At 70.7% G+C, this 18,060-nt stretch carries 20 protein-coding genes and 1 pseudogene; 9 read left to right on the plus strand and 12 right to left on the minus strand.

What is annotated here, in order from left to right; genetic code table 11:
• Positions 1–94: 94 nt before the first annotated feature.
• Complete coding sequence (locus NBY69_RS16190; RefSeq protein ID WP_250301613.1) at positions 95–676, minus strand: TetR/AcrR family transcriptional regulator; 582 nt, start codon at positions 674–676, stop codon at positions 95–97.
• Positions 677–798: 122 nt separating this feature from the next.
• On the opposite strand from NBY69_RS16190, the gene NBY69_RS16195 reads away from it, so the two are divergent.
• From NBY69_RS16195 to NBY69_RS16205, 3 genes and pseudogenes are all read left to right on the plus strand, one after another.
• On the plus strand, positions 799–1,989 hold the full coding sequence (locus NBY69_RS16195; RefSeq protein ID WP_250301614.1) for a cytochrome P450: 1,191 nt from the start codon (positions 799–801) through the stop codon (positions 1,987–1,989).
• Positions 1,990–1,991: 2 nt separating this feature from the next.
• Positions 1,992–2,207 carry a ferredoxin gene (locus NBY69_RS16200; RefSeq protein WP_250301615.1) on the plus strand — a complete coding sequence of 72 codons (216 nt, stop codon included), beginning with the start codon at positions 1,992–1,994 and terminating at the stop codon, positions 2,205–2,207.
• A 162-nt stretch (positions 2,208–2,369) separates the two neighbouring features.
• Positions 2,370–2,717: pseudogene (locus tag NBY69_RS16205) on the plus strand (DUF779 domain-containing protein); the annotation flags it as partial.
• Between the two features lie 21 nt (positions 2,718–2,738).
• Here the strand turns inward: NBY69_RS16205 and NBY69_RS16210 are convergent.
• From NBY69_RS16210 to NBY69_RS16225, 4 genes are all read right to left on the minus strand, one after another.
• Positions 2,739–2,933 carry a hypothetical protein gene (locus NBY69_RS16210; protein ID WP_250301616.1) on the minus strand — a complete coding sequence of 65 codons (195 nt, stop codon included), beginning with the start codon at positions 2,931–2,933 and terminating at the stop codon, positions 2,739–2,741.
• Between the two features lie 127 nt (positions 2,934–3,060).
• Positions 3,061–4,152, minus strand: coding sequence for an acyl-CoA dehydrogenase family protein (locus NBY69_RS16215; protein WP_250301617.1), 1,092 nt, complete (start codon positions 4,150–4,152; stop codon positions 3,061–3,063).
• Positions 4,149–5,351, minus strand: coding sequence for an acyl-CoA dehydrogenase family protein (locus NBY69_RS16220; RefSeq protein ID WP_250301618.1), 1,203 nt, complete (start codon positions 5,349–5,351; stop codon positions 4,149–4,151). The genes NBY69_RS16215 and NBY69_RS16220 overlap by 4 nt, the downstream gene beginning before the upstream one ends.
• On the minus strand, positions 5,348–6,316 hold the full coding sequence (locus NBY69_RS16225; protein WP_250301619.1) for an NADPH:quinone oxidoreductase family protein: 969 nt from the start codon (positions 6,314–6,316) through the stop codon (positions 5,348–5,350). Before NBY69_RS16225 ends, NBY69_RS16220 begins: the two co-directional genes overlap by 4 nt.
• Positions 6,317–6,466: 150 nt before the next feature.
• On the opposite strand from NBY69_RS16225, the gene NBY69_RS16230 reads away from it, so the two are divergent.
• Positions 6,467–7,354: an SDR family oxidoreductase gene (locus NBY69_RS16230; protein WP_250301620.1), complete on the plus strand. Its 888-nt coding sequence runs from the start codon at positions 6,467–6,469 to the stop codon at positions 7,352–7,354.
• A 3-nt stretch (positions 7,355–7,357) separates the two neighbouring features.
• Here the strand turns inward: NBY69_RS16230 and NBY69_RS16235 are convergent, their stop codons facing one another.
• The 3 genes from NBY69_RS16235 to NBY69_RS16245 are packed head-to-tail and all read right to left on the minus strand — an operon-like array spanning position 7,358 to position 10,294.
• Entirely contained in the window at positions 7,358–8,191 is an 834-nt protein-coding gene (locus NBY69_RS16235; protein ID WP_250301621.1) for an enoyl-CoA hydratase/isomerase family protein, read from the minus strand.
• A gap of 48 nt (positions 8,192–8,239) precedes the next feature.
• Positions 8,240–8,971, minus strand: coding sequence for a PIG-L deacetylase family protein (locus tag NBY69_RS16240; protein WP_250301622.1), 732 nt, complete (start codon positions 8,969–8,971; stop codon positions 8,240–8,242).
• 24 nt (positions 8,972–8,995) lie between these two features.
• Positions 8,996–10,294, minus strand: a complete 1,299-nt coding sequence (locus NBY69_RS16245; RefSeq protein ID WP_250301623.1) for an alpha/beta fold hydrolase — start codon at positions 10,292–10,294, stop codon at positions 8,996–8,998.
• A 179-nt stretch (positions 10,295–10,473) separates the two neighbouring features.
• Here NBY69_RS16245 and NBY69_RS16250 point away from each other — a divergent pair, with 179 nt between their 5' ends.
• Positions 10,474–11,631: a betaine/proline/choline family ABC transporter ATP-binding protein gene (locus NBY69_RS16250; RefSeq protein WP_250301624.1), complete on the plus strand. Its 1,158-nt coding sequence runs from the start codon at positions 10,474–10,476 to the stop codon at positions 11,629–11,631.
• A gap of 26 nt (positions 11,632–11,657) precedes the next feature.
• Here the strand turns inward: NBY69_RS16250 and NBY69_RS16255 are convergent, their stop codons facing one another.
• The 3 genes from NBY69_RS16255 to NBY69_RS16265 are packed head-to-tail and all read right to left on the minus strand — an operon-like array spanning position 11,658 to position 13,953.
• Entirely contained in the window at positions 11,658–12,599 is a 942-nt protein-coding gene (locus NBY69_RS16255) for an ABC transporter substrate-binding protein (protein WP_250301625.1), read from the minus strand.
• An 11-nt stretch (positions 12,600–12,610) separates the two neighbouring features.
• Positions 12,611–13,285, minus strand: coding sequence for an ABC transporter permease (locus tag NBY69_RS16260; protein ID WP_250301626.1), 675 nt, complete (start codon positions 13,283–13,285; stop codon positions 12,611–12,613).
• Entirely contained in the window at positions 13,282–13,953 is a 672-nt protein-coding gene (locus NBY69_RS16265; RefSeq protein WP_250301627.1) for an ABC transporter permease, read from the minus strand. The genes NBY69_RS16260 and NBY69_RS16265 overlap by 4 nt, the downstream gene beginning before the upstream one ends.
• A gap of 184 nt (positions 13,954–14,137) precedes the next feature.
• Between NBY69_RS16265 and NBY69_RS16270 the strand changes: the two genes are divergently transcribed.
• Positions 14,138–15,103 carry a pirin family protein gene (locus NBY69_RS16270; RefSeq protein WP_250301628.1) on the plus strand — a complete coding sequence of 322 codons (966 nt, stop codon included), beginning with the start codon at positions 14,138–14,140 and terminating at the stop codon, positions 15,101–15,103.
• Between the two features lie 88 nt (positions 15,104–15,191).
• Here the strand turns inward: NBY69_RS16270 and NBY69_RS16275 are convergent, their stop codons facing one another.
• Positions 15,192–15,713, minus strand: coding sequence for an FBP domain-containing protein (locus NBY69_RS16275; RefSeq protein ID WP_308409484.1), 522 nt, complete (start codon positions 15,711–15,713; stop codon positions 15,192–15,194).
• 837 nt (positions 15,714–16,550) lie between these two features.
• Here NBY69_RS16275 and NBY69_RS16280 point away from each other — a divergent pair.
• From NBY69_RS16280 to NBY69_RS16285, 3 genes are all read left to right on the plus strand, one after another.
• A complete protein-coding gene (locus NBY69_RS16280) occupies positions 16,551–16,766 on the plus strand; it encodes a DUF6243 family protein (RefSeq protein ID WP_030988248.1) in 216 nt (71 codons plus the stop codon).
• A gap of 260 nt (positions 16,767–17,026) precedes the next feature.
• Positions 17,027–17,290: an FAD-dependent oxidoreductase gene (locus NBY69_RS37375; protein ID WP_266645561.1), complete on the plus strand. Its 264-nt coding sequence runs from the start codon at positions 17,027–17,029 to the stop codon at positions 17,288–17,290.
• Complete coding sequence (locus NBY69_RS16285; RefSeq protein WP_374211281.1) at positions 17,287–18,054, plus strand: NAD(P)/FAD-dependent oxidoreductase; 768 nt, start codon at positions 17,287–17,289, stop codon at positions 18,052–18,054. Before NBY69_RS37375 ends, NBY69_RS16285 begins: the two co-directional genes overlap by 4 nt.
• The last annotated feature ends 6 nt before the right edge of the window (positions 18,055–18,060 follow it).

Genomic DNA, 18,060 nt, shown 5'->3' on the forward strand with positions numbered 1-18,060 from the left:
GGGCGCTCCGGCCATGGACATACAGCGCCGGTACTTGGACGTACGCGGGCGGCTCCTCCTGCCGACGTCCCGGACCCGGCCGGGAGCGCACCGGCTACGAGCTGCCGGGAAGTTTCTCCAGGATGGTGCGGGCGGCTTCGAGCATGAGGCGGCAGACGTCGTCCGGATCCGCGCTCGCCAGCGGCTCCCTGCCGATCACGTTGCGCGTGAGGCCGATACCGAGCAGCCAGGCGAGGATCAGGTCGGAGCGCAGTCCGGCGTCGTCGGCACCCGTGAGCGTGGCGAGCACGCTCGCGTACTCCTGGCTCAGCAGACGGCCGGTCTCGGCAGCCGCGTCCCCGTCGCTGCTGGAACGGAGGAACACCTCCAGGGACCGGTCGTGGTGCCCGCTGCCGCCCGGTGCGAGGAGGCCGCGGAGGGCGGCTTCCAGCAGGTGTTCGGGCGGGGTGTCGCGCACCTGTTTCCGGCCGTCGCGGGCCATCACTTCGCCGAACAGCGCTTTCTTGGAACCGAAGTACCGGAAGAGCAGGGCCTGGTTGAAACCGGCACGTGCGGCGATGTCGCGCACGGTGGTGCGTTCGTAGCCGCGCTCCGCGAACAGCGCCGCTGCCGCGTCGATAAGGGCCAGCCTGGTCGCCCCGGCGTCCCGTCTGCGCTCCGTTCCTTCAACCTTCATCCATCGGCCCCTCCCGTAAATGGCCGACAGCATAGCCCGGGACGGGGCGCACGCCCCGTTGACCGCCCTCCGACACCGCCCTACCGTATGTAAGCAGACGCTTACATACGGAAGGGGTACAGGTGACCGCCACCGAACTAGAGCCTGCGGCTTACCCGTTCAACGAAGCGACCGAACTGACGCTCTCCGGTCTGTACGAGGACGCCCGCAACCAGGACGGGCTGCTGCGGGTCCGGATGACGTACGGCGAGCCCGCCTGGCTGGTGACCCGCTACGCGGATGCCCGGCTGGTGCTCGGTGACCGCCGGTTCAGCCGGGCCGAGGGGGTGCGCCACGACGAGCCGCGGCAGTCCGAGGCGCAGCGCAACAGCGGCATCCTCAGCATGGATCCGCCGGATCACACCCGGCTCCGTACGCTGGTGGCCAAGGCGTTCACCGTGCACCGGGTCGAGAAACTGAGGCCGGAGATCCGTGCGCTGTCCGAGGGGCTGCTGGCCGACATGGTCGAGGCCGGGCCGCCCGCCGACCTCGTCGAGGACTTCGCACTGCCCATCCCCGTCGGCGTCATCTGCCGCCTGCTCGGAGTGCCCGCCGAGGACCGGCCGCTCTTCCGCGCCTGGAGCGACGACGCCCTGTCCACCAGCTCGCTGACCGCGGAGGAGTTCGAAGCCAGCAGGGAGGAACTGCGGGCCTATATGGGCGGTTTGATCGCCGAGCACCGGAAGCAGCCCGCGGACGACCTGATGACCGCGCTGATCGAGGCGCGCGATGTGGGTGACCGGCTGTCCGAGCTGGAGCTGGTCGACCTCTGTGTGGGGATCCTGGTCGCCGGGCACGAGACGACGGCGAGCCAGATCCCCAACTTCGTCTGCACCCTGCTCGATCACCCCGAGCAGTTGGCCCTGCTGCGCGAGGACCCGGAGCTGATCCCCGCCGCGGTCGAGGAGCTGCTGCGCTTCGTCCCGCTGGGCATCGGCGCCGGCCAGCCCCGGTACGCCACCGAGGACGTCGAGGTGGGCGGCACCCTGGTGCGCACCGGTGAGCCCGTGCTCGTGGCGGTCGGCGCGGCCAACCGGGACGCCCTGCGCTTCACCTCTGCCGGGACACTCGACCTCCAGCGGGAGAGCAACGGGCATCTGGGGTTCGGACACGGCGTGCACCACTGCCTGGGAGCGCCGCTCGCCCGGCTCGAACTGCAGGAGGCGTTGCGGGCGTTGGTCCTGACGTTGCCCGGTCTTCGGGTGACCGGGGACATCGTGTGGAAGACCGAGATGCTGGTGCGCGGACCGCGTTCCATGCCGGTGGGGTGGTGAGCATGACGTGGCGCATCGAGGTCGACCGGCATGTGTGCATCGGCTCGGGGATCTGCGCGGGCACCGCTCCCGGGCTGTTCCGGCTGGAGGGCGAGCGCTCCCAGGCGCTCCGGGAGGAGATCTCTCCGCAGGAGGTCGCCCTGGACGCGGCGGATTCCTGTCCGGCGCTGGCCATCACCGTCACCGAGGGTTCGGAGGTGGTCGGCCCCCGTCCGTAGACCGGGCCGGCCGGGCCTGCAACCCTCACGCAACGTCCCGGGGCGTTGGCTGGGACATGCCGTGACGGCGGTCCGGTGGGACCGGGGGCTTCCTGGTCGGCCGCTCGCCGGAGTGGCCCGGCTTCTTCCAGGAGCCGGCCGAGCGACGACGGGGAGAGCGCGATGTCCGACACTCCGCGCGTGGAACTGACTCCCGCGGCAGCCGATCTGGTGCGGCAGCTGCGGGAGACCCATGGCCCGCTGATGTTCCACCAGTCGGGAGGCTGCTGCGACGGCAGTGCGCCGATGTGTTTTCCGGCGGGTGAATTCCGTACCGGCGACTCCGACGTACTGCTGGAGTCACTTCTCGTCGACGGGGTGGCCGAACCCGTCCCGTTCTGGATCTCGGCGAGTCAGCAGCAGGTGTGGGCGCACACCCGGCTGATCGTCGATGTGGTGGCGGGACGGGGCAGCGGATTCTCCCTGGAGGCCCCGGAAGGCGTGCGCTTCCTGATCCGGTCGCGGCTGCTCCGACCGGGCGGCTCGGGCCTGTCAGGGATGGATGCGGGCGACCATGTCAGCGGTTCCGGTGACCCCTTGCTGGATGGTCGGCGCGATGCTGGTACTCGCCAGGCTGAAGCCGAGCAGGGCGCAGACGATCGCGTGTGAGAGTTTGAGCCCGCCGCCGCGCAGGAAGATCCCTGCGAGGACCACGAGAAACAGCACGAGCGAGATCGAGATGGCCATGGTCGTCCTCCTCCGCCGCACCGGATATGCGGCATTCGGCCGCCAGTGTGGCGGAGGAGGCACCCCTCAATGGCGCAAGAGCTGTACGCCGTACGGGTGTTGACTGACGGTGATGGTCACCCTGTGGCTACCGGGGGCCCGGCAGATCCACCAGTTCCGCCAGCGCCGCGCGGTGTGTGCCCGCCGACCCGAGGGCCACGGAGTCGGACTTGGCGCGCTTGAGGTAGAGGTGCGCGGGGTGCTCCCACGTCATGCCGATCCCGCCGTGCAGTTGGACGCACTCCTCGGCTGCGTGCACCGCGACACGTCCGCAGTACGCCTGGGCCACCGACACCGCGAGCGCGGCTTCGGGGCTGCCGGTCGCGAGCGCGTCGGCCGCGTTGCGGGCAGCGGCCCGTGCCGACACGACCTCCAGCCAGAGCTGGGCCATCCGGTGCTTGAGCGCCTGGAATCCGCCGACAGGACGGTTGAACTGGTGGCGCTCCTTCGTGTACCGGACCGTCTCCTCCAGGCACCATTCGGCGATTCCCAGCTGCTCCGAGGCGAGCAGCCCGGCGCCGGCGAGCAGGCCCCGGTCCACCGCCGCGCGCGAAGTCGGCGCGTCCGCGAGGAGCTTGCCCTGCGCCCCTTCGAAGGTGACGGCGGCGAGCGGGCGGGTGAGGTCGAGCGGGACCTGTGGCTCGACAATCACCCCGGGCGCCTCCGTCTCCACCGCGTACAGCCCTTCACCGGTGGGCACCAGCAGTACCTGAGCCGCGACGGCGTCCGCGACCCCGGTGACCGTGCCGGTCGGCCCGGGGCGCTCGTGCGACACGCCGGGGGCGGTGGGGAGCGGCACGGCGAGCACCGCGACACTCCGGCCGGAGGCGAGCGCGGTGAGCAGATCGGCGACCGGGCCACTCCGTGTGTCGAGCCCGAGGAGCACCTCGGTCGCCACCACCGAACTGGTCAGGTACGGCGCGGGTGTGACGCTGCGCCCCAGTTCCTCCAACACGACGGCAGCCTCGCGGTGCGAGGCGCCCTGGCCGCCGAGTTGCTCGGGGACGAGCAGCCCGGCCGTGCCCATCTCCGCGGCGAGTGCGGCCCACAGCTGCGGGTCGTACGGCGTGCCGGACTCCGCTCCGGCCAGCAGGGCCGGCGTGTCGCGGCGGCCGGCGAGCAGGGACCGGACGGCGGAGCGCAGGTCGTCCTCGGTCTGCGAGTAGAGCAGATCGGTCATCGGGCCAGGTCCTTCCAGGCGGCGTCCTTGTCGGTACGTGGCTCGGAAGGCAGTCCGAGCACCCGCTCGGCGACGATGTTCAGCAGCACTTCGCTGGTACCGCCCTCGATGGAATTGCCCTTGGAGCGCAGGTAGCGGTATCCGGCGTCGCGGCCGGTGAAGTCGACGAGTTCGGGACGGCGCATGGTCCAGTCGCCGTACAACAGCCCTTCCTCTCCCAGGAGTTCGACTTCGAGACCGCTGATCTCCTGGTTGAGCCGGGCGAAGGTGAGCTTCATGCCGGAGCCCTCGGGACCCGGCTGGCCGGCGACGAGTTGCTGGCGCAGCCGCTCACCGGTGAGCCGGGCGACCTCGGCCTCCACCCAGAGCGTCAGGAGCCGCTGGTGGAGGTCGTGGGTACGCAGTCCGGGCCGCTCGCGCCAGGTCCTGGCGACGGGCCCGATCATGCCGCCCTCGCGCGGGATGCGGGAGCCGCCGATCGAGACCCGCTCGTTCATGAGCGTGGTCCGGGCGACGTTCCAGCCGTCGCCGACCGGTCCGAGCCGGTGGGCGTCGGGGATCCGTACGTCCGTCAGGAAGACCTCGTTGAACTCGGCCTCGCCGGTGATCTGGCGCAGTGGCCGCACCTCGACGCCGGGGTCGGTCATGTCGCAGATGAAGTAGGTGATCCCGAGGTGCTTGGGGACGTCCGGGTCGGTGCGGGCGATGAGGATCGCCCAGCGGGCGAGATGCGCGCTGGACGTCCAGACCTTCTGCCCGTTGACGATCCAGTCTCCCCCGTCGTCGCGCACGGCCCGGGTGGCGAGCGCCGCGAGGTCGGAGCCCGCTCCGGGTTCGCTGAAGAGCTGGCACCACACCTCGTCGCCGACCCAGAGCGGGCGCAGGAAGCGCCGCTTCTGTTCGTCGGTGCCGTAGCGAAGGACGGTCGGGGCGGCCATGCCGAGTCCGATGCCGATGCGCCGCGGGTCGTTGTCGGGTGCGCCGGCCGCTTCGAGTGCGGAGTCCACGACGGGCTGGAGCGAGCGCGGCGCATCGAGGCCGCCGAGTCCGGCCGGGTAGTGCACCCAGGCGAGTCCTGCGTCGAACCGGGCCCTGAGGAAGTCGGTGCGACCGGTGGTCTCCGGCGGGTGCGCCGCCAGCAGCTCGCGGGTGCGAAGCCGGAGCGAGGCGGCGTCCACCGTCGGGCTGTCGTCCGTCATCGCGCGGCTCCTTCCGGGACGATCACGACCCGGCCGGTGGTGACGCCGTCGGCGACCCGCTGGACGGCGGCGGCTGCGTCCTTCAGCGCGACCCGCTCCGAGACCAGCGGTCTGACGGTGCCTTCGGCTGCCAGCGCGGTCAGTTCGGTGTGGCAGCGGCCGATCGAGGCCGGGTCCTTCTGGGCGTAGAGGCCCCAGTGCAGTCCCATGATCGTGTAGTTCTTGACGAGGGCGTGGTTGAGCGCCGGGTTCGGGATGACGCCGCTGGCGAAGCCCACCACCACGATCCGTCCCTCGAAGGCGACGCACTTCACCGACTTGGCGTACGCGTCACCGCCGACCGGGTCGTAGACGACGTCCGCGCCCTTGCCGCCGGTGAACCGCTTGACCTCGGCGACGAGGTCGTCCGAGCGCCGGTCGATGACCAGGTCACAGCCCAGCCCGGCCGCGGTACGGGCCTTGTCGGGACCGCCCACCACACCGATGACGGTGGCTCCCGCCGCCTTGCCCAACTGGACGGCCGCGCTGCCGACACCGCCCGCCGCGGCGTGCACCAGCAGCGTTTCACCGGCCCGCAGGTGCGCGCGGCGGTGCAGGCCGAACCAGCCCGTCTGGTAACCGATGTGCAGGGCTGCCGCTTCGGCGTCGTCCAGCGCGGGAGGCGCGGGCAGAACCGTCGCCTCGTCGACGACGACGTACTCGGCGAAACCGCCGTGCGGCAGGGCCGGATTGGCGATCACCCGGCGGCCGTCGGCCGTCTCACCGCAGATCTCCACGCCCGGCGTGAAGGGCAGCGGCGGGCGCACCTGGTACTGGCCCCGGCAGAGCAGCGCGTCGGGGAAGTTGATGTTCGCGGCCAGGACTCTCAGCTTGAGCTGCCCCGGTCCGGCCTGGGGCTCCGCCACCTCGTCGAGGCGCATCACCTCACCGGGCTCGCCGTTCTCGTGTACCTGCCATGCCTGCATCAGGGGCCTCCACACACCGTAGGCTGTACCGCGCTCAGCGCATACTAAGCGGTCGCTTGCCCCACTGTGAACCGTCTCCGCCCCTCGGTTGCCGCCCGCCCCTCCGGCACGGGCCTGGAGGTTTGCGGGCGTACGCGGTATCGATGCCCCATGACGGACGACGCGTACCCGGGACTGCCCGCCCCTCCCCCGCCAGGCGCCTGCGCACTCCCGCCGGGAACCTACGAGGGCCGCGTGGTGCTGGTCACCGGCGGTGGATCGGGGCTCGGCAGGGCGATCGCCGGCGAGTTCGCCCGGCTCGGTGCCACCCTGGTGATCGCCGGGAGGAACGCGGACCGGCTGAGCGGGGCGCGCGAGGAACTGGCCGCACTGGGCGGGCAGGTGGTGACCGCCGTCTGCGACATCCGTGAGCCGGAGCGGATCTCCGAGGTGTTCGACGCCGCCGAGGCGGCGGCCGGGCTGCCCGACGTGCTGGTCAACAACGCGGCGGCCAACTTCCCCGTCCCCGCCGAGGACATGTCACCGAACGCCTGGCGGGCGGTGGTGGACATCACGCTCACCGGCACCTGGTTCATGATCCGCGAGTTCGGCCGCAGACATCTGGCGGCACGCACCGCCGGATCGGTCATCAACGTCGGCGCGTCCTACGCCTGGACGGGCGGCCCCGGCTTCGCGCACTCGGCCGCCGCCAAGGCCGGGGTGAAGAATCTGGTCGAGACGCTGGCCGTCGAGTGGGGTCCGTACGGCATCCAGGTCAACGGGCTGGTACCCGGCCTCTTCCCGCACGAGGAGATGACCGGGCCGATCCGCGGCGCCCTGGACCCGGCCGCCGACAAGGCCGTACGCCAGCCCGCGCTGCGCGTGGGACAACCACGCGAACTGGGCTGGGCCGCGACCTTCCTGGCGTCGCCCTACGCACGGTTCGTCTCGGGCCACACGCTGGTCGTGGACGGTGCGAACTGGCAGCGTCGCGGGCTCGTCAACCCGCCGGTGGTGACCGTGCGCGAACAGCTGGGGCGCGAGCCGTTCACGGCATGACCCCTACCGCCCCTCGAACCCGGGGCGGCGACGTGCGGCTCCCGCCGCGTACCCTTCGCGCGCGTCCTCGGAGGTGAGGGTGAGGGCCGCCGCCATGGCCGTACGGTCGAGGGCCGCGGCGAGTCCGGCGTCCGCGAAGGCGTCGATGTTGCGCTTGACCGAGCGGACGGCGAGCGGGGCGTTGGCCGCGATCTCCGCCGCTACGGCGCTCGCCTCGCCGGCCAGCTCGCCGGGGGTCGTCACCTGCTGGACCAGCCCCAGCCGCTCGGCGGTGCGCGCGTCGATACGGCGCCCGGTGAGCGAGAGGAGTTTCGCCCAGCCCGCCCCCGCCTCCCGGGCGATCCGCAGGTCACCGCCCGCGTCGACGGCGACCCCGAGCTGCGCCTCGGGCAGGGCGAACACCGCGTCGTCGGCCGCGATCCGGATGTCCGCCATCAGCGCGAGCTCGAAGCCGAAGCCCAGGCAGTAGCCCTGCACAGCGGCGATCACCGGCTGCGGAAGCCGGGCGAAGACCGCGAAGCGTTCGTGCACCCAGCGGATGCCCTCGTAGTAGCGGTGGGTCCGCTCCGCCGGGGAGCGGCCGGTGATCGCGCCACCGGGGGCCTTGACATCGATCCCGGCACAGAAGGCGCGGCCCTCGGCGCGCAGCAGCACGGCCCTGATCGAGTCGTCGAACCGGATCCGGTCGGCCAGCAGGCCCAGCTGCCTGCTGGACTCCCAGCTCCAGCCGTTCAGTTGTTCCGGGCGGCAGAGGGTGAGGGTCCCGATGCCGTGCTCGACGTGGAGCGTGATGCGTTCCTCGCCGTCCGGGATGTCCGTGCTCAGTGTGTCGATCATCCGCCGCACCCCCTATTTCTGACGGCCCATCAGAATAGGTGGTGCGGTTCAGCGGGGGAAGAGCTCGAAGGTGACCGCGGGCCTGCCGCCGAACCGCCCGGCCGCCGACCTGGCATTCCCGGTGAGGAAGTCACGGCAGTACGTCTCGGGATCCTCGTCCGTCAACACCTCGATGTAACTGCGGTGTTCGAGCAGCGACCGGACCGAGCGCTCCAGCCCCTCGGTCGCGTCGACCGCGTGGGTGGGCGAGGAGGAGCCCGCGACGGCGACCCAGCGCACCCCGTTCCACGGCTGGAGACCCTGCTCGGCCAGTTCAGGGAAGATCCACCGGTTCCCGGCGTCCCCGGCGGCGTCGAGGACGGCCCGGCCGACCGCCACATGGTCGGGGGTGTTCCAGGCGACACCGCCCCAGGTGTCACGGTGGTTGAGCGTGACGACCAGCTCGGGGCGGTGCTTGCGGATGGCCGCCGCGATGTCTCTGCGCAGCCCGGTGCCGTACTCGATCACACCGTCCCGGTGGTCGAGGAACTCGACCGTGCTCACGCCGACGACCGCCGCGCTCGCCCGCTGTTCCTTCTCACGCAGCGGCCCGCAGCGGGCAGGCTCGATCGTGTCGATGCCCGCCTCGCCCCGGGTGGCAAGGACATAGCCGACCTCGCGTCCCGCGTCGGTCCAGGCCGCCACGGCGGCGGCGCAGCCGTATTCGAGATCGTCCGGATGGGCGACGACGGCGAGCGCGCGCTGCCAGTCCGTCGGCATGGGGTCCAGTTGGTCCGTCATGGCCGCAGGATAGGGCTCCGTGGCTCAGATTTCGCCCCGGACGAGTGCGAGCAGCCGGTCGAGGACGCGCGGTCCGCCCGCCCTGAGCCCGTCGTGCTCAAACTCGTCGGTCACCCAGGTGCGCAGCCCCCGAATGGCACGGGCGGTGCGCAGGGCCTGCTCCGTGTCGACGTACATGTCGTCGTGGTAGATGGCCGCCGCAACCGGTACCTCGTTCGCCGCGAGCCGGTCCGTGTCGTAAAGCCGGGGCCAGTCCGTACGGGCGGCCAGCAGGTCGGCGGCCTCGCGCAGCGGACGCAGCGCCGGGTCCACCTCGAAGTGCCAGGGATGCACCGACTCCCCGGTGAACGGCAGCGGCGCCTCGCCCGCGAGGGCGCGGTCCGCGTCGAAGGCGGGGAATTCGGCCCGCACCCGTTCGGCCGACCAGGCGGTGGGGCGGCTGTCCTGGCCGTAGATCGACTCGTGGACGAGTGCGTACAGCGGGTGCGCCGCGAAGGAGAGTGCGCTGTGCACCTGTTCCTGGAAGGCGTCGGAGAGCTGCGGCCCCTGCGGGGTGTCGACGAAGGCGTCCTCCAGGAGGTAGTGCAGCGTGTGGCTGCCGTCTCCGCCGCCGAGCGCGATGCCCAGCGACTGGAACGCCTCGACGGTGAGGGTGTAGCCGCTGTTCAGGACCGGCCGGTTGGCGTGCAGGTAGGCGGCGATCCGGCGGGCGTTGCCGACGTCCTGCGGATAGCGCGCGTAGTGCGCGGCCGTCTTGCGGGCGATTCGGGGATACGCGGCCCGGTACACGTCGTCGGCGTGCCCGTCGAGCGTCGGCAGCCCTCCGGTGATCAGCGCGGCGGCAAGGCCTTCGGGCGCCGCGGAGAGGTACCGGACGGCGCAGAAGCCGCCGAAGCTCTGGCCCAGCACGGTCCACGGCGCTCCGCCGGTGAGCTGCGGCCGGAGGAGTTCGCAGTCCCGGACGATGGAGTCGGCCCGGAAGTGCGCCAGGTAGTCGGCCTGCTCGGCGGGGCCGCCGCGCTGCGGCAGGGTCTGGCGGTTGACGGGGCTGGACGCGCCGGTGCCCCGCTGGTCGAGCAGCAGCACCCGGAACTCCTGCACGGCGCGGCCCAGCCAGGCCTGCTTGCCGTGGAACCGGTTGGCACCGAAGCCGGGACCGCCCTGGAGGTAGAGCAGCCAGGGCAGCTCGGCGTCCGCCTTGTCGGAGGCGACGACTTCACGGGCGTACAGCTCGATCTGCTCCCCGCCCGGTTCCGCGTGGTCCAGGGGTACCTGGAAGCGGTGGTCGGTGAGGACAAGGCCGGGCTGGTGGTAACGGGTCATCGGTACTCCTGATCGAACGTTCGGCACGGGCAATGATCCACCATGCCCACCGGCCCGGCTCAGGCGGTGACCCCCTCCGGGAACCGGGCGCACCGGAACCGGTCAGAAGTTGAACTGGCCGATGTCCTTCGCGTCGAAGACGGTGAGCGGGGTGCGGCACCCGCGGTTAGCGTGGATCCGTGATCGAGTTCGAGCAGGTGGGCAAGGTCTATCCGGACGGCACATCTGCCGTCGACGATCTGTCGTTCGAGGTCGCCGAAGGAGAACTCGTCACGCTCGTCGGCCCGTCGGGCTGCGGCAAGACAACGACCATGATGATGGTCAACCGGCTGATCGAGCCGACCTCGGGCCGGATCCGGGTGGCCGGAAAGGACATCGCCGGGATCGACCCGGTCCAGCTGCGCCGCGGCATCGGCTATGTCATCCAGCAGGTCGGTCTCTTCCCGCACCGTACGGTCCTCGACAACACCGCGACCGTCCCCGCACTGGTCGGCTGGAAGAAGGCGAGGGCCAGGGAACGCGCCGCGGAACTGCTCGACCTGGTCGGGCTCGATCCCGGTACGTACGGCTCCCGATACCCGGCGCAGCTCTCCGGCGGCCAGCGCCAGCGGGTCGGGGTGGCCAGGGCACTGGCGGCCGATCCCCCCGTGCTGCTGATGGACGAACCGTTCGGTGCGGTCGACCCGGTGGTACGCGAGCGGTTGCAGAACGAGTTCCTGAAGCTCCAGGCGACGGTGCGCAAGACCGTGCTGCTGGTCACGCACGACATCGAGGAAGCCGTGCGGATGGGCGACAGGATCGCGGTGTACGGGCAGGGGCGCATCGAGCAGTTCGACACCCCCGGAGCCGTACTCGGCACTCCCGCCACGCCCTACGTCGCCGAGTTCGTCGGAGCGGACCGCGGGCTGAAGCGGCTGTCGGTCACCCGGATCGAGTCGGACGACCTGGAACAGCCGCCGGTCGCGGGGCTCGACGAACCGGCCAAGGCCGTGGCCGCCCGCCTGCGCGCCGAGGGCGCGCGCTGGGCGGTGGTCCTGCGCGCCGACGGCGCCCTGCACGGCTGGGTGGCTGCCGACGCCCTGACGGGCGCGAGCACCCCGGTGGGCGCGCTGGCCCGCAGGATGGAGGCCTGGGTGCCGGTCGGGGCGCCGCTGAAGCAGGCGTTCAGCGAAATGCTGCAGCACGACGCGGGCTGGGTGGCGGTGCTCGACGGTGACCACTTCCTCGGGGTGCTGACCCCGGCGAAACTGCACGAGGCGCTGCGCCGCTCCGTGGACGCGGACGCACACGGCGTCGCACGGGACGCGGTGGACTTCACATCGATCGCCGACGCCTGAACTCGACGATCCCGGGGGACGACCGGTCAGAGCAGGTCCTTCGACTTCAGGTAGTTCCTGGCGACGTCCTCGGGCAGCCGCCGCCAGCTGTCCACCTGTGCGTCGAGCGAGGCCAGGTCCTCGGTGGTGAGTACCGTGTTGAGCTGGCCGAGTGCCTCGGTGACGCCCCGGCTGCCCGCCCTCGACCGGTTGACGACGGGCACGAGGTAGTCGGCATGCTGCACATGCTTGTCGTCGCGGAGGATGACGAGCCCGAAGGCGCCGAGGGTGGCGTCGGTGGTCGTGGTCAGCACCATCTGGTCCTGCCCGTTCTGTACCGCCTGCTTGGCGGGGGTGGTTCCGACGCCCTTGGGATCGATGCCGGTGATGTCGATGCCGTACGTCTTCCTCAACCCGGGAGCGCAGTACGGGCGCCGGACGCATTCGTCACCGGCGGCCAGCCGCACCGGAAGCCGGGATGCTCCCAGATCGCTCAGGGTCCGCAGGCGGTGCTCGGCCGCGTAGGCCGTGGTGACCGCGTAGGCGTTCTGGTCGAGCGCCCTGCCGGGGTCCAGCACGGTGAGACCACGCGGGGTCGCCAGCGAACGCAGTGCCGTCATGGTGGCCTTCCGGTCGGGTGACCCGGCCGGCCGCGCGCCGGAACCGTTGACCTTGGTGTTCAGCCAGTCGGCGAACGTGGCCGCGTACTCCGGTACGACATCGATCTGGCCGTTCTCCAGCGCGGGTTCGTAGAGCTCCCGGTTGGTGACGGACAGGATGTGGGTGCGGTATCCGGACCGGCGGAGCAGAAGCGCGTACATCTGGGCGAGCAGATCGCTCTCGGTGAAGCCCGCCGAGCCGATGGTCAGCTGTTTGCTGTCCCCCGGCGGCGCGGTGACCGCGCCGCGGTTCTCCAGTGCGGGCCCGGTGGTGCACGCGGTCGCCACGACCAGCAGCGCGGGAAGGCAGTGAAGAAGGCGGGGTCTCACCGATCTCCGTCTCACCGGGGTCCGCCCCTGCTCCACCGGGGCGCCAGGCGTCCGCCGATCTCGAACAGCACCTCCACCAGCAGGGCGAAGACAGCGACGAGCAGGGCTCCCGCGACGACCTGCGGGGTGGAGGCGAGGTTGAAGCCCGCAGTGATGATGCGCCCGAGACCGCCGCCGCCGGCGAGTGCGGCGAGTGTGGCGGTGGCGACGAGCTGTACGGCCGCGATCCGCACCCCGGTGAGGATCAAAGGCATCGCAAGGGGCAGTTCCACGTGAAACATCAGTTGTCGTCCCGTCATGCCCATTCCACGGGCCGCGCCGACCACGTCCCGGTCGACCTCACGCATCCCCACATAGGCGTTGGTGAGCAGCGGCGGCACGGCGAAGAGCACCAGCGCGATGACGGTCGGCCACTGTCCGTGCCTGCCGAGCGGGGTGAGCAGCAGCAGGACCAGTACGGCGAAGGTGGGCACGGCACGGCCGACGTTGGAGATGTTGACCGCGAGCGCTCCTCCCTTGCCGATGTGGCCGAGGACCAGGGCGACCGGGAGCGCGAGCAGACAGCTCAGGGCCAGACAGACCACCGTGAGGAAGAGATGCTGGACGAGCCGGTGCGTAATGCCGTTGTCACCGGACCAGTTGGCCGGGCTGGTGAGCCAGGACCAGGCGGAGGCGAGTGTGTTCACCGGCGCGTCCACGGGGTGAGCAGCCGCTGCACACCGAGGAGTACCAGGTCGGCGGCGACCGCGATGGCCACGCAGAGCACCGATGCGGTCAGCACCTGGGCCTTGAAGTAGGTGTTCATCCCGCTGTAGATGAGATTGCCGAGGCCGCCGTATCCCACGATGGCCCCTACCGTGACGAGAGAGACGGCGGAGACGGTCGCGATCCGCAGGCCGGCCATCGCGGCAGGGAGCGAGAGTGGGAGTTCGACGGCGAGCAGCAGCCGGATCGGCCCGTATCCCATGCCCCGTGCCGCCTGCCGGGTCTCCTCAGGCACGGACCGCAGTCCGGCGAGGATGTTCCGCACGAGCAGCGTGAGCGAGTACAGAACGAGACCCGCGACGACGAGGGAGGCGGAGAGCCCGTAGACCGGGAGCAGCAGCGAGAACATCGCGAGTGAGGGGATCGTGTACAGCACGGTGGTGATGCCGAGCACCGGCCCGGCGGCCCACCTCCAGCGTCGGGCCGCGACCGCGAGCGGAACCGCGAGCAGCAGTCCGGTGAACACGGACACCACGGTCAGTTCCAGATGCTGGACGGCCGCCTCCCAGAGAATGGCCTTACGGGTCGAGAGGTACTCGCCGCAGATCCATTCGTTGCGCGCGAGGCAGTCGTCCGGGGGCGCGGTCATCCGTCCATTCCAGCCCGCTGCCCCAGGCCACGCCCCCGCTGTTGGGCTGTTCGAGTACACGCCCGGCACGTGCCCCGGTCCTCCGTGCTGCGGGGGCGCACCACGGGGGCGCGCCGGTCAGGTGAAGCCTCCCCTGGGTGTCATTGGGTGTGCGGCACCCGGCTGCAGGTCTAGGTTGGGCGCCATGAGCAATCTTGATCGCCAGGCGGCGCTCTCCGTCTGCGGGGGCCGCGGATTCGTCGCGGCGGAGCCGGTACGCGAACTCCTCAGCCCGCGCCGGGTCAAGCTCGGCGAGTCGACCGAGGTACGCAGGCTCCTCCCCAACCTCGGCCGCCGTATGGTCGGCGCCTGGGCTTTCGTCGATCACTACGGGCCCGACGACATCGCCGACGAGCCGGGCATGCAGGTCCCGCCGCACCCGCACATGGGGCTCCAGACGGTGAGCTGGCTGCACGAGGGCGAGGTGCTGCACCGGGACAGCCTCGGAAGTCTCGCCACGGTGCGCCCTCGCGAGCTGGGGCTGATGACCTCGGGCCGGGCGATCAGCCACTCGGAGGAGAGCCCGGCGCCGCACGCCCGCCTGCTGCACGGGGCGCAGCTGTGGGTCGCCCTGCCCGACGCCCACCGCGATGTCGAGCCGCACTTCCAGCACCACGCCAACCTCCCGACCGTCATCGCACCGGGCCTCACGGCGACAGTGATCCTGGGCGAACTCGACGGCGCCGTCTCCCCCGGCACGACGTACAGCCCGCTGGTCGGCGCCGATCTGGCCCTCACCGGTGGCACGGAGACCGCACTTCCGCTCGATCCCGATTTCGAGTACGCGGTACTGGCCATGTCGGGCGAGGCCTCCGTGGACGGCGTACCGGTGGAGCCGGGCTCGATGCTCTACCTCGGCTGCGGCCGAACGGAACTACCACTGCGCGCGGTGTCGGACACCGGCCTGATGCTGCTGGGCGGCGAGCCGTTCGAGGAGGAGATCGTCATGTGGTGGAACTTCATCGGCCGCAGCAACGACGACATCGCGCAGGCTCGTAAGGACTGGGCGGACGGCACCCGCTTCGGCGAGGTGAAGGGGTACGACGGGCCTCCGCTGACCGCACCCGAACTGCCGGGCGTGCCCTTGAAGCCGCGGGGACGGGTGCGCTGACCAGGCCGGCAACGGGCCGAACTCACAGTGGAGTTCGGCCCGCGAGGGTTGCCGAGAAGACCCCGGTGTTCCCTGACTCCCGATCACATCATCTTCTGTGACGCGCGTTTCGTCCCGCATCGGACACCGAACGTATGAAGGCGATCGTGCGTGAACGCAGGCCTTCGCGGCGCGCCCCGATGATTTCGTCGATCGGGCGATCGAAGCCTTGGCGGATCGGCTTGGTATGCATTTTCACCGCGCAGTCGAGATCGGTGCGCAGGAGGAGGCCGAGTTCGTTGAGGCGTTCTCGTTTGTCGCGCGATGGGCGTTGGGCGGTGAACAGTGAAACCTCGTTGAACCGGCGGGTGGACCGGCACAGGTCGCACATCATCGCGCGTGAACCGTGTGCCGCGTCGTTCGGGGCCTGCCGCAGCAGTACTCCCAGCGCCTGGCCGTCTGCCTCGGTGACGAGGTAGGCGCGCTTCGGTGCGCGCAGATCTCGCCAGCCGAGGTAGTCGATCCGGTGCCACCGGACGTCGTCGAACCAGGCCGGCAGCCGAACTCTCTTTTCGGTCGGGTCCAGGTTCACGATCGCGCCGCGCACCTCTTCCCTGGTCATGGGGCGCATGGCATCTCCAAGCGAGTTGCACACGGGGGCAACGTGTAACGAGGCAGAGGCTGAAGGAATCCTGTGTGTCGAGCGTCGGCATCCCGTGACACGACGTCGCGAGGTGCGGCCCGGGTCACCATGCGAGCAGCAGGCGGTCGGCGACGCCGGGGGCCTGCAGCGGTTTGAGCGCCAGGCGAACCAGGGCCAGTGCGTTGTCGTCACCGGCGACGGCGGACACCGTCAGGCCGCATCCTTTGCAGGAAAAGGTGGGCTTGACCCTTAGGCGGTGCAGCGAGGCGCGCTCGGCGCGGGCCGGGACACAAAATCTCTTTTCCAGGGCACAACAGCCCAGAGCAGATCGAAAGAACTTCGCCAGGGTTACAACAGCTCCGCTGAGGGGGCCACTGAACTATCGGGGAGTGGCCCCCTCGGGGAAGCCCGAAGCGGTCCGGACCGAGTGGAGCTGGTGGTCCAGGGCTCCATACCACTCGGCGAGCTGAGCACGATGGTGCCGTACCAGCTCGTCGGCGCCCCCGGCCCCGTCCTTGCCCACTGGCTCGATGCCGCCCCGGGCGGGCGGCGAGCACCGGCGGGTGCTGGCGGGTGCTGGCGGTGTTGAGATTCCCGGAAGGAAACGGCTGGCCCCGGACGCTCGCCGAAGGCCCGGCCGACGCCGGGGCGGCGAAAGGGCTGGTGTGCGGGGCCGACAGAACCGGGTAACGTGTTTGTCATGTTCTTCCAGACGCCGATTTACGAGTGAGAGCGTGATGGGCCCCTGCTGGCGTCCTTCGACGTCGCCGCCCGTCCCCCACCGATGAATCCGTAGATCACTTCACATCATTACCGGGAGAACCCGTGACCGTGAGCAAGAACATCAACAACCCCGTGGGCATGGGCGGCGGCCAGCGCAAGAGGCTGTCCCGCGCCGAACGGCAGAACAACGGACCTCACCGCAACCTCGACCGCCAGGGCGCAGCCGACCAGAAGGCGGAGCTGGTGCGCAAGATGCGCGAGAAGGCAGGCGCAGCTGAGGGCGCGGGGCAGGCGGGCGACGACACCGCACAGAGCTGACGTAACGCCGCCGCAGGGCGGCACCGCACGGCGGCAGCGGGCCGCTCATGTCGGCGTTCACGTACACGCGCCCCTGAGATGTTGCACGTGCATCGCAACAGCCCGCACAACACACGAGAAGCATCCGAAGCCACACCGAATACCGCCCCGGACACCGTTGTTCACATAGGGAAATTCGATTCGTTCGATTCTTCGTCAGGAACGATCCTGAGAATCGGCTCGATTAGGTCCGGGTCGGCCCGCAGGCGGACGCTAAGGTCGTGAACGTGTTGAGCCCCTCGGTGAGTAGGGACTTGGTCGTCGTCGGCGCCGGCATTGTCGGCGCATCTGTGGCCTATCACGCCGCTCGGGCGGGCGCCAACGTGACATTGGTCGACGCCGGGCGGCCAGGCGCCGGCGTGACGGCGCACTCGTTCGCCTGGGTCGGCGCGTCCGGCGTGCGTAAAGGTCCGGCCGCCGGGCTGCGGGCCACCACAACGGCGGAGTACCACCGGCTCGGGGCCGAGCTGCCGGACTCCCTGTGACCTGGTCCGGCTCGCTGAGCTGGAACAGGGAGGACAGTCCGCCGGAAGCCGGACCCGGGCAGACGATCGTGGACGCGGCCACTGTAGAGACGCTGGAGCCCGCCCTTCGGCAGCCTCCGGAGTGGGCTGTCTGGGCGCCGGAGGACGGCGCTGTTCATTCGGTAGGCGTGACCGAGCGGCTGGTCGCGGGCGCTCGCGCCCATGGAGCCCGGGTACATCTGGACACGCCGGTTACCGCGGTCCGCCGGGATACAGCAGGCCGAATTGCCGGGGTTGAGACGACAGCAGGCCCCCTCTCCGGTGCGACGGTGGTGCTGGCGGCCGGAGTTGCCACGGCCGCGCTGGGCACACCGCTCGGCGTACGCGTCCCGGTCGAACCGTCACCGTCACCGCTGTTCCGGCTCAGCGCCCCGGCCGGTCTGGTCCGCACCGTGGTCAACACCGAGGACTTCGATCTCCGGCAGGTCGCCCCGGACCGGCTGATCGCCGCCGCGGACTCGCCCGAACGGACCCTTGCCGCCGTCCGGTCCACTTTCCATGGCGCCGGGAGCGTCGAGTTGCTCAGCACCCGACTCGGCGCGCGTCCGATGCCGGCCGACGGTGAGCCGATCGTCGGCCCGGTCGTCGAGGTCCCCGGCCTCTACGTGGCAGTGATGCACTCCGCGGTCACGCTCGCCCCGGCCGTGGGCCGCTTGGTCGCACGGGAGTTGGTAGACGGAACCGTCGAGTCGGCTCTGGCAGGTTGCCGCCCAGATCGCTTCTGATGGTGA

The organism is Streptomyces sp. A 4/2, assembly GCF_940670765.1.
Classification (GTDB): Bacteria; Actinomycetota; Actinomycetes; order Streptomycetales; family Streptomycetaceae; genus Streptomyces.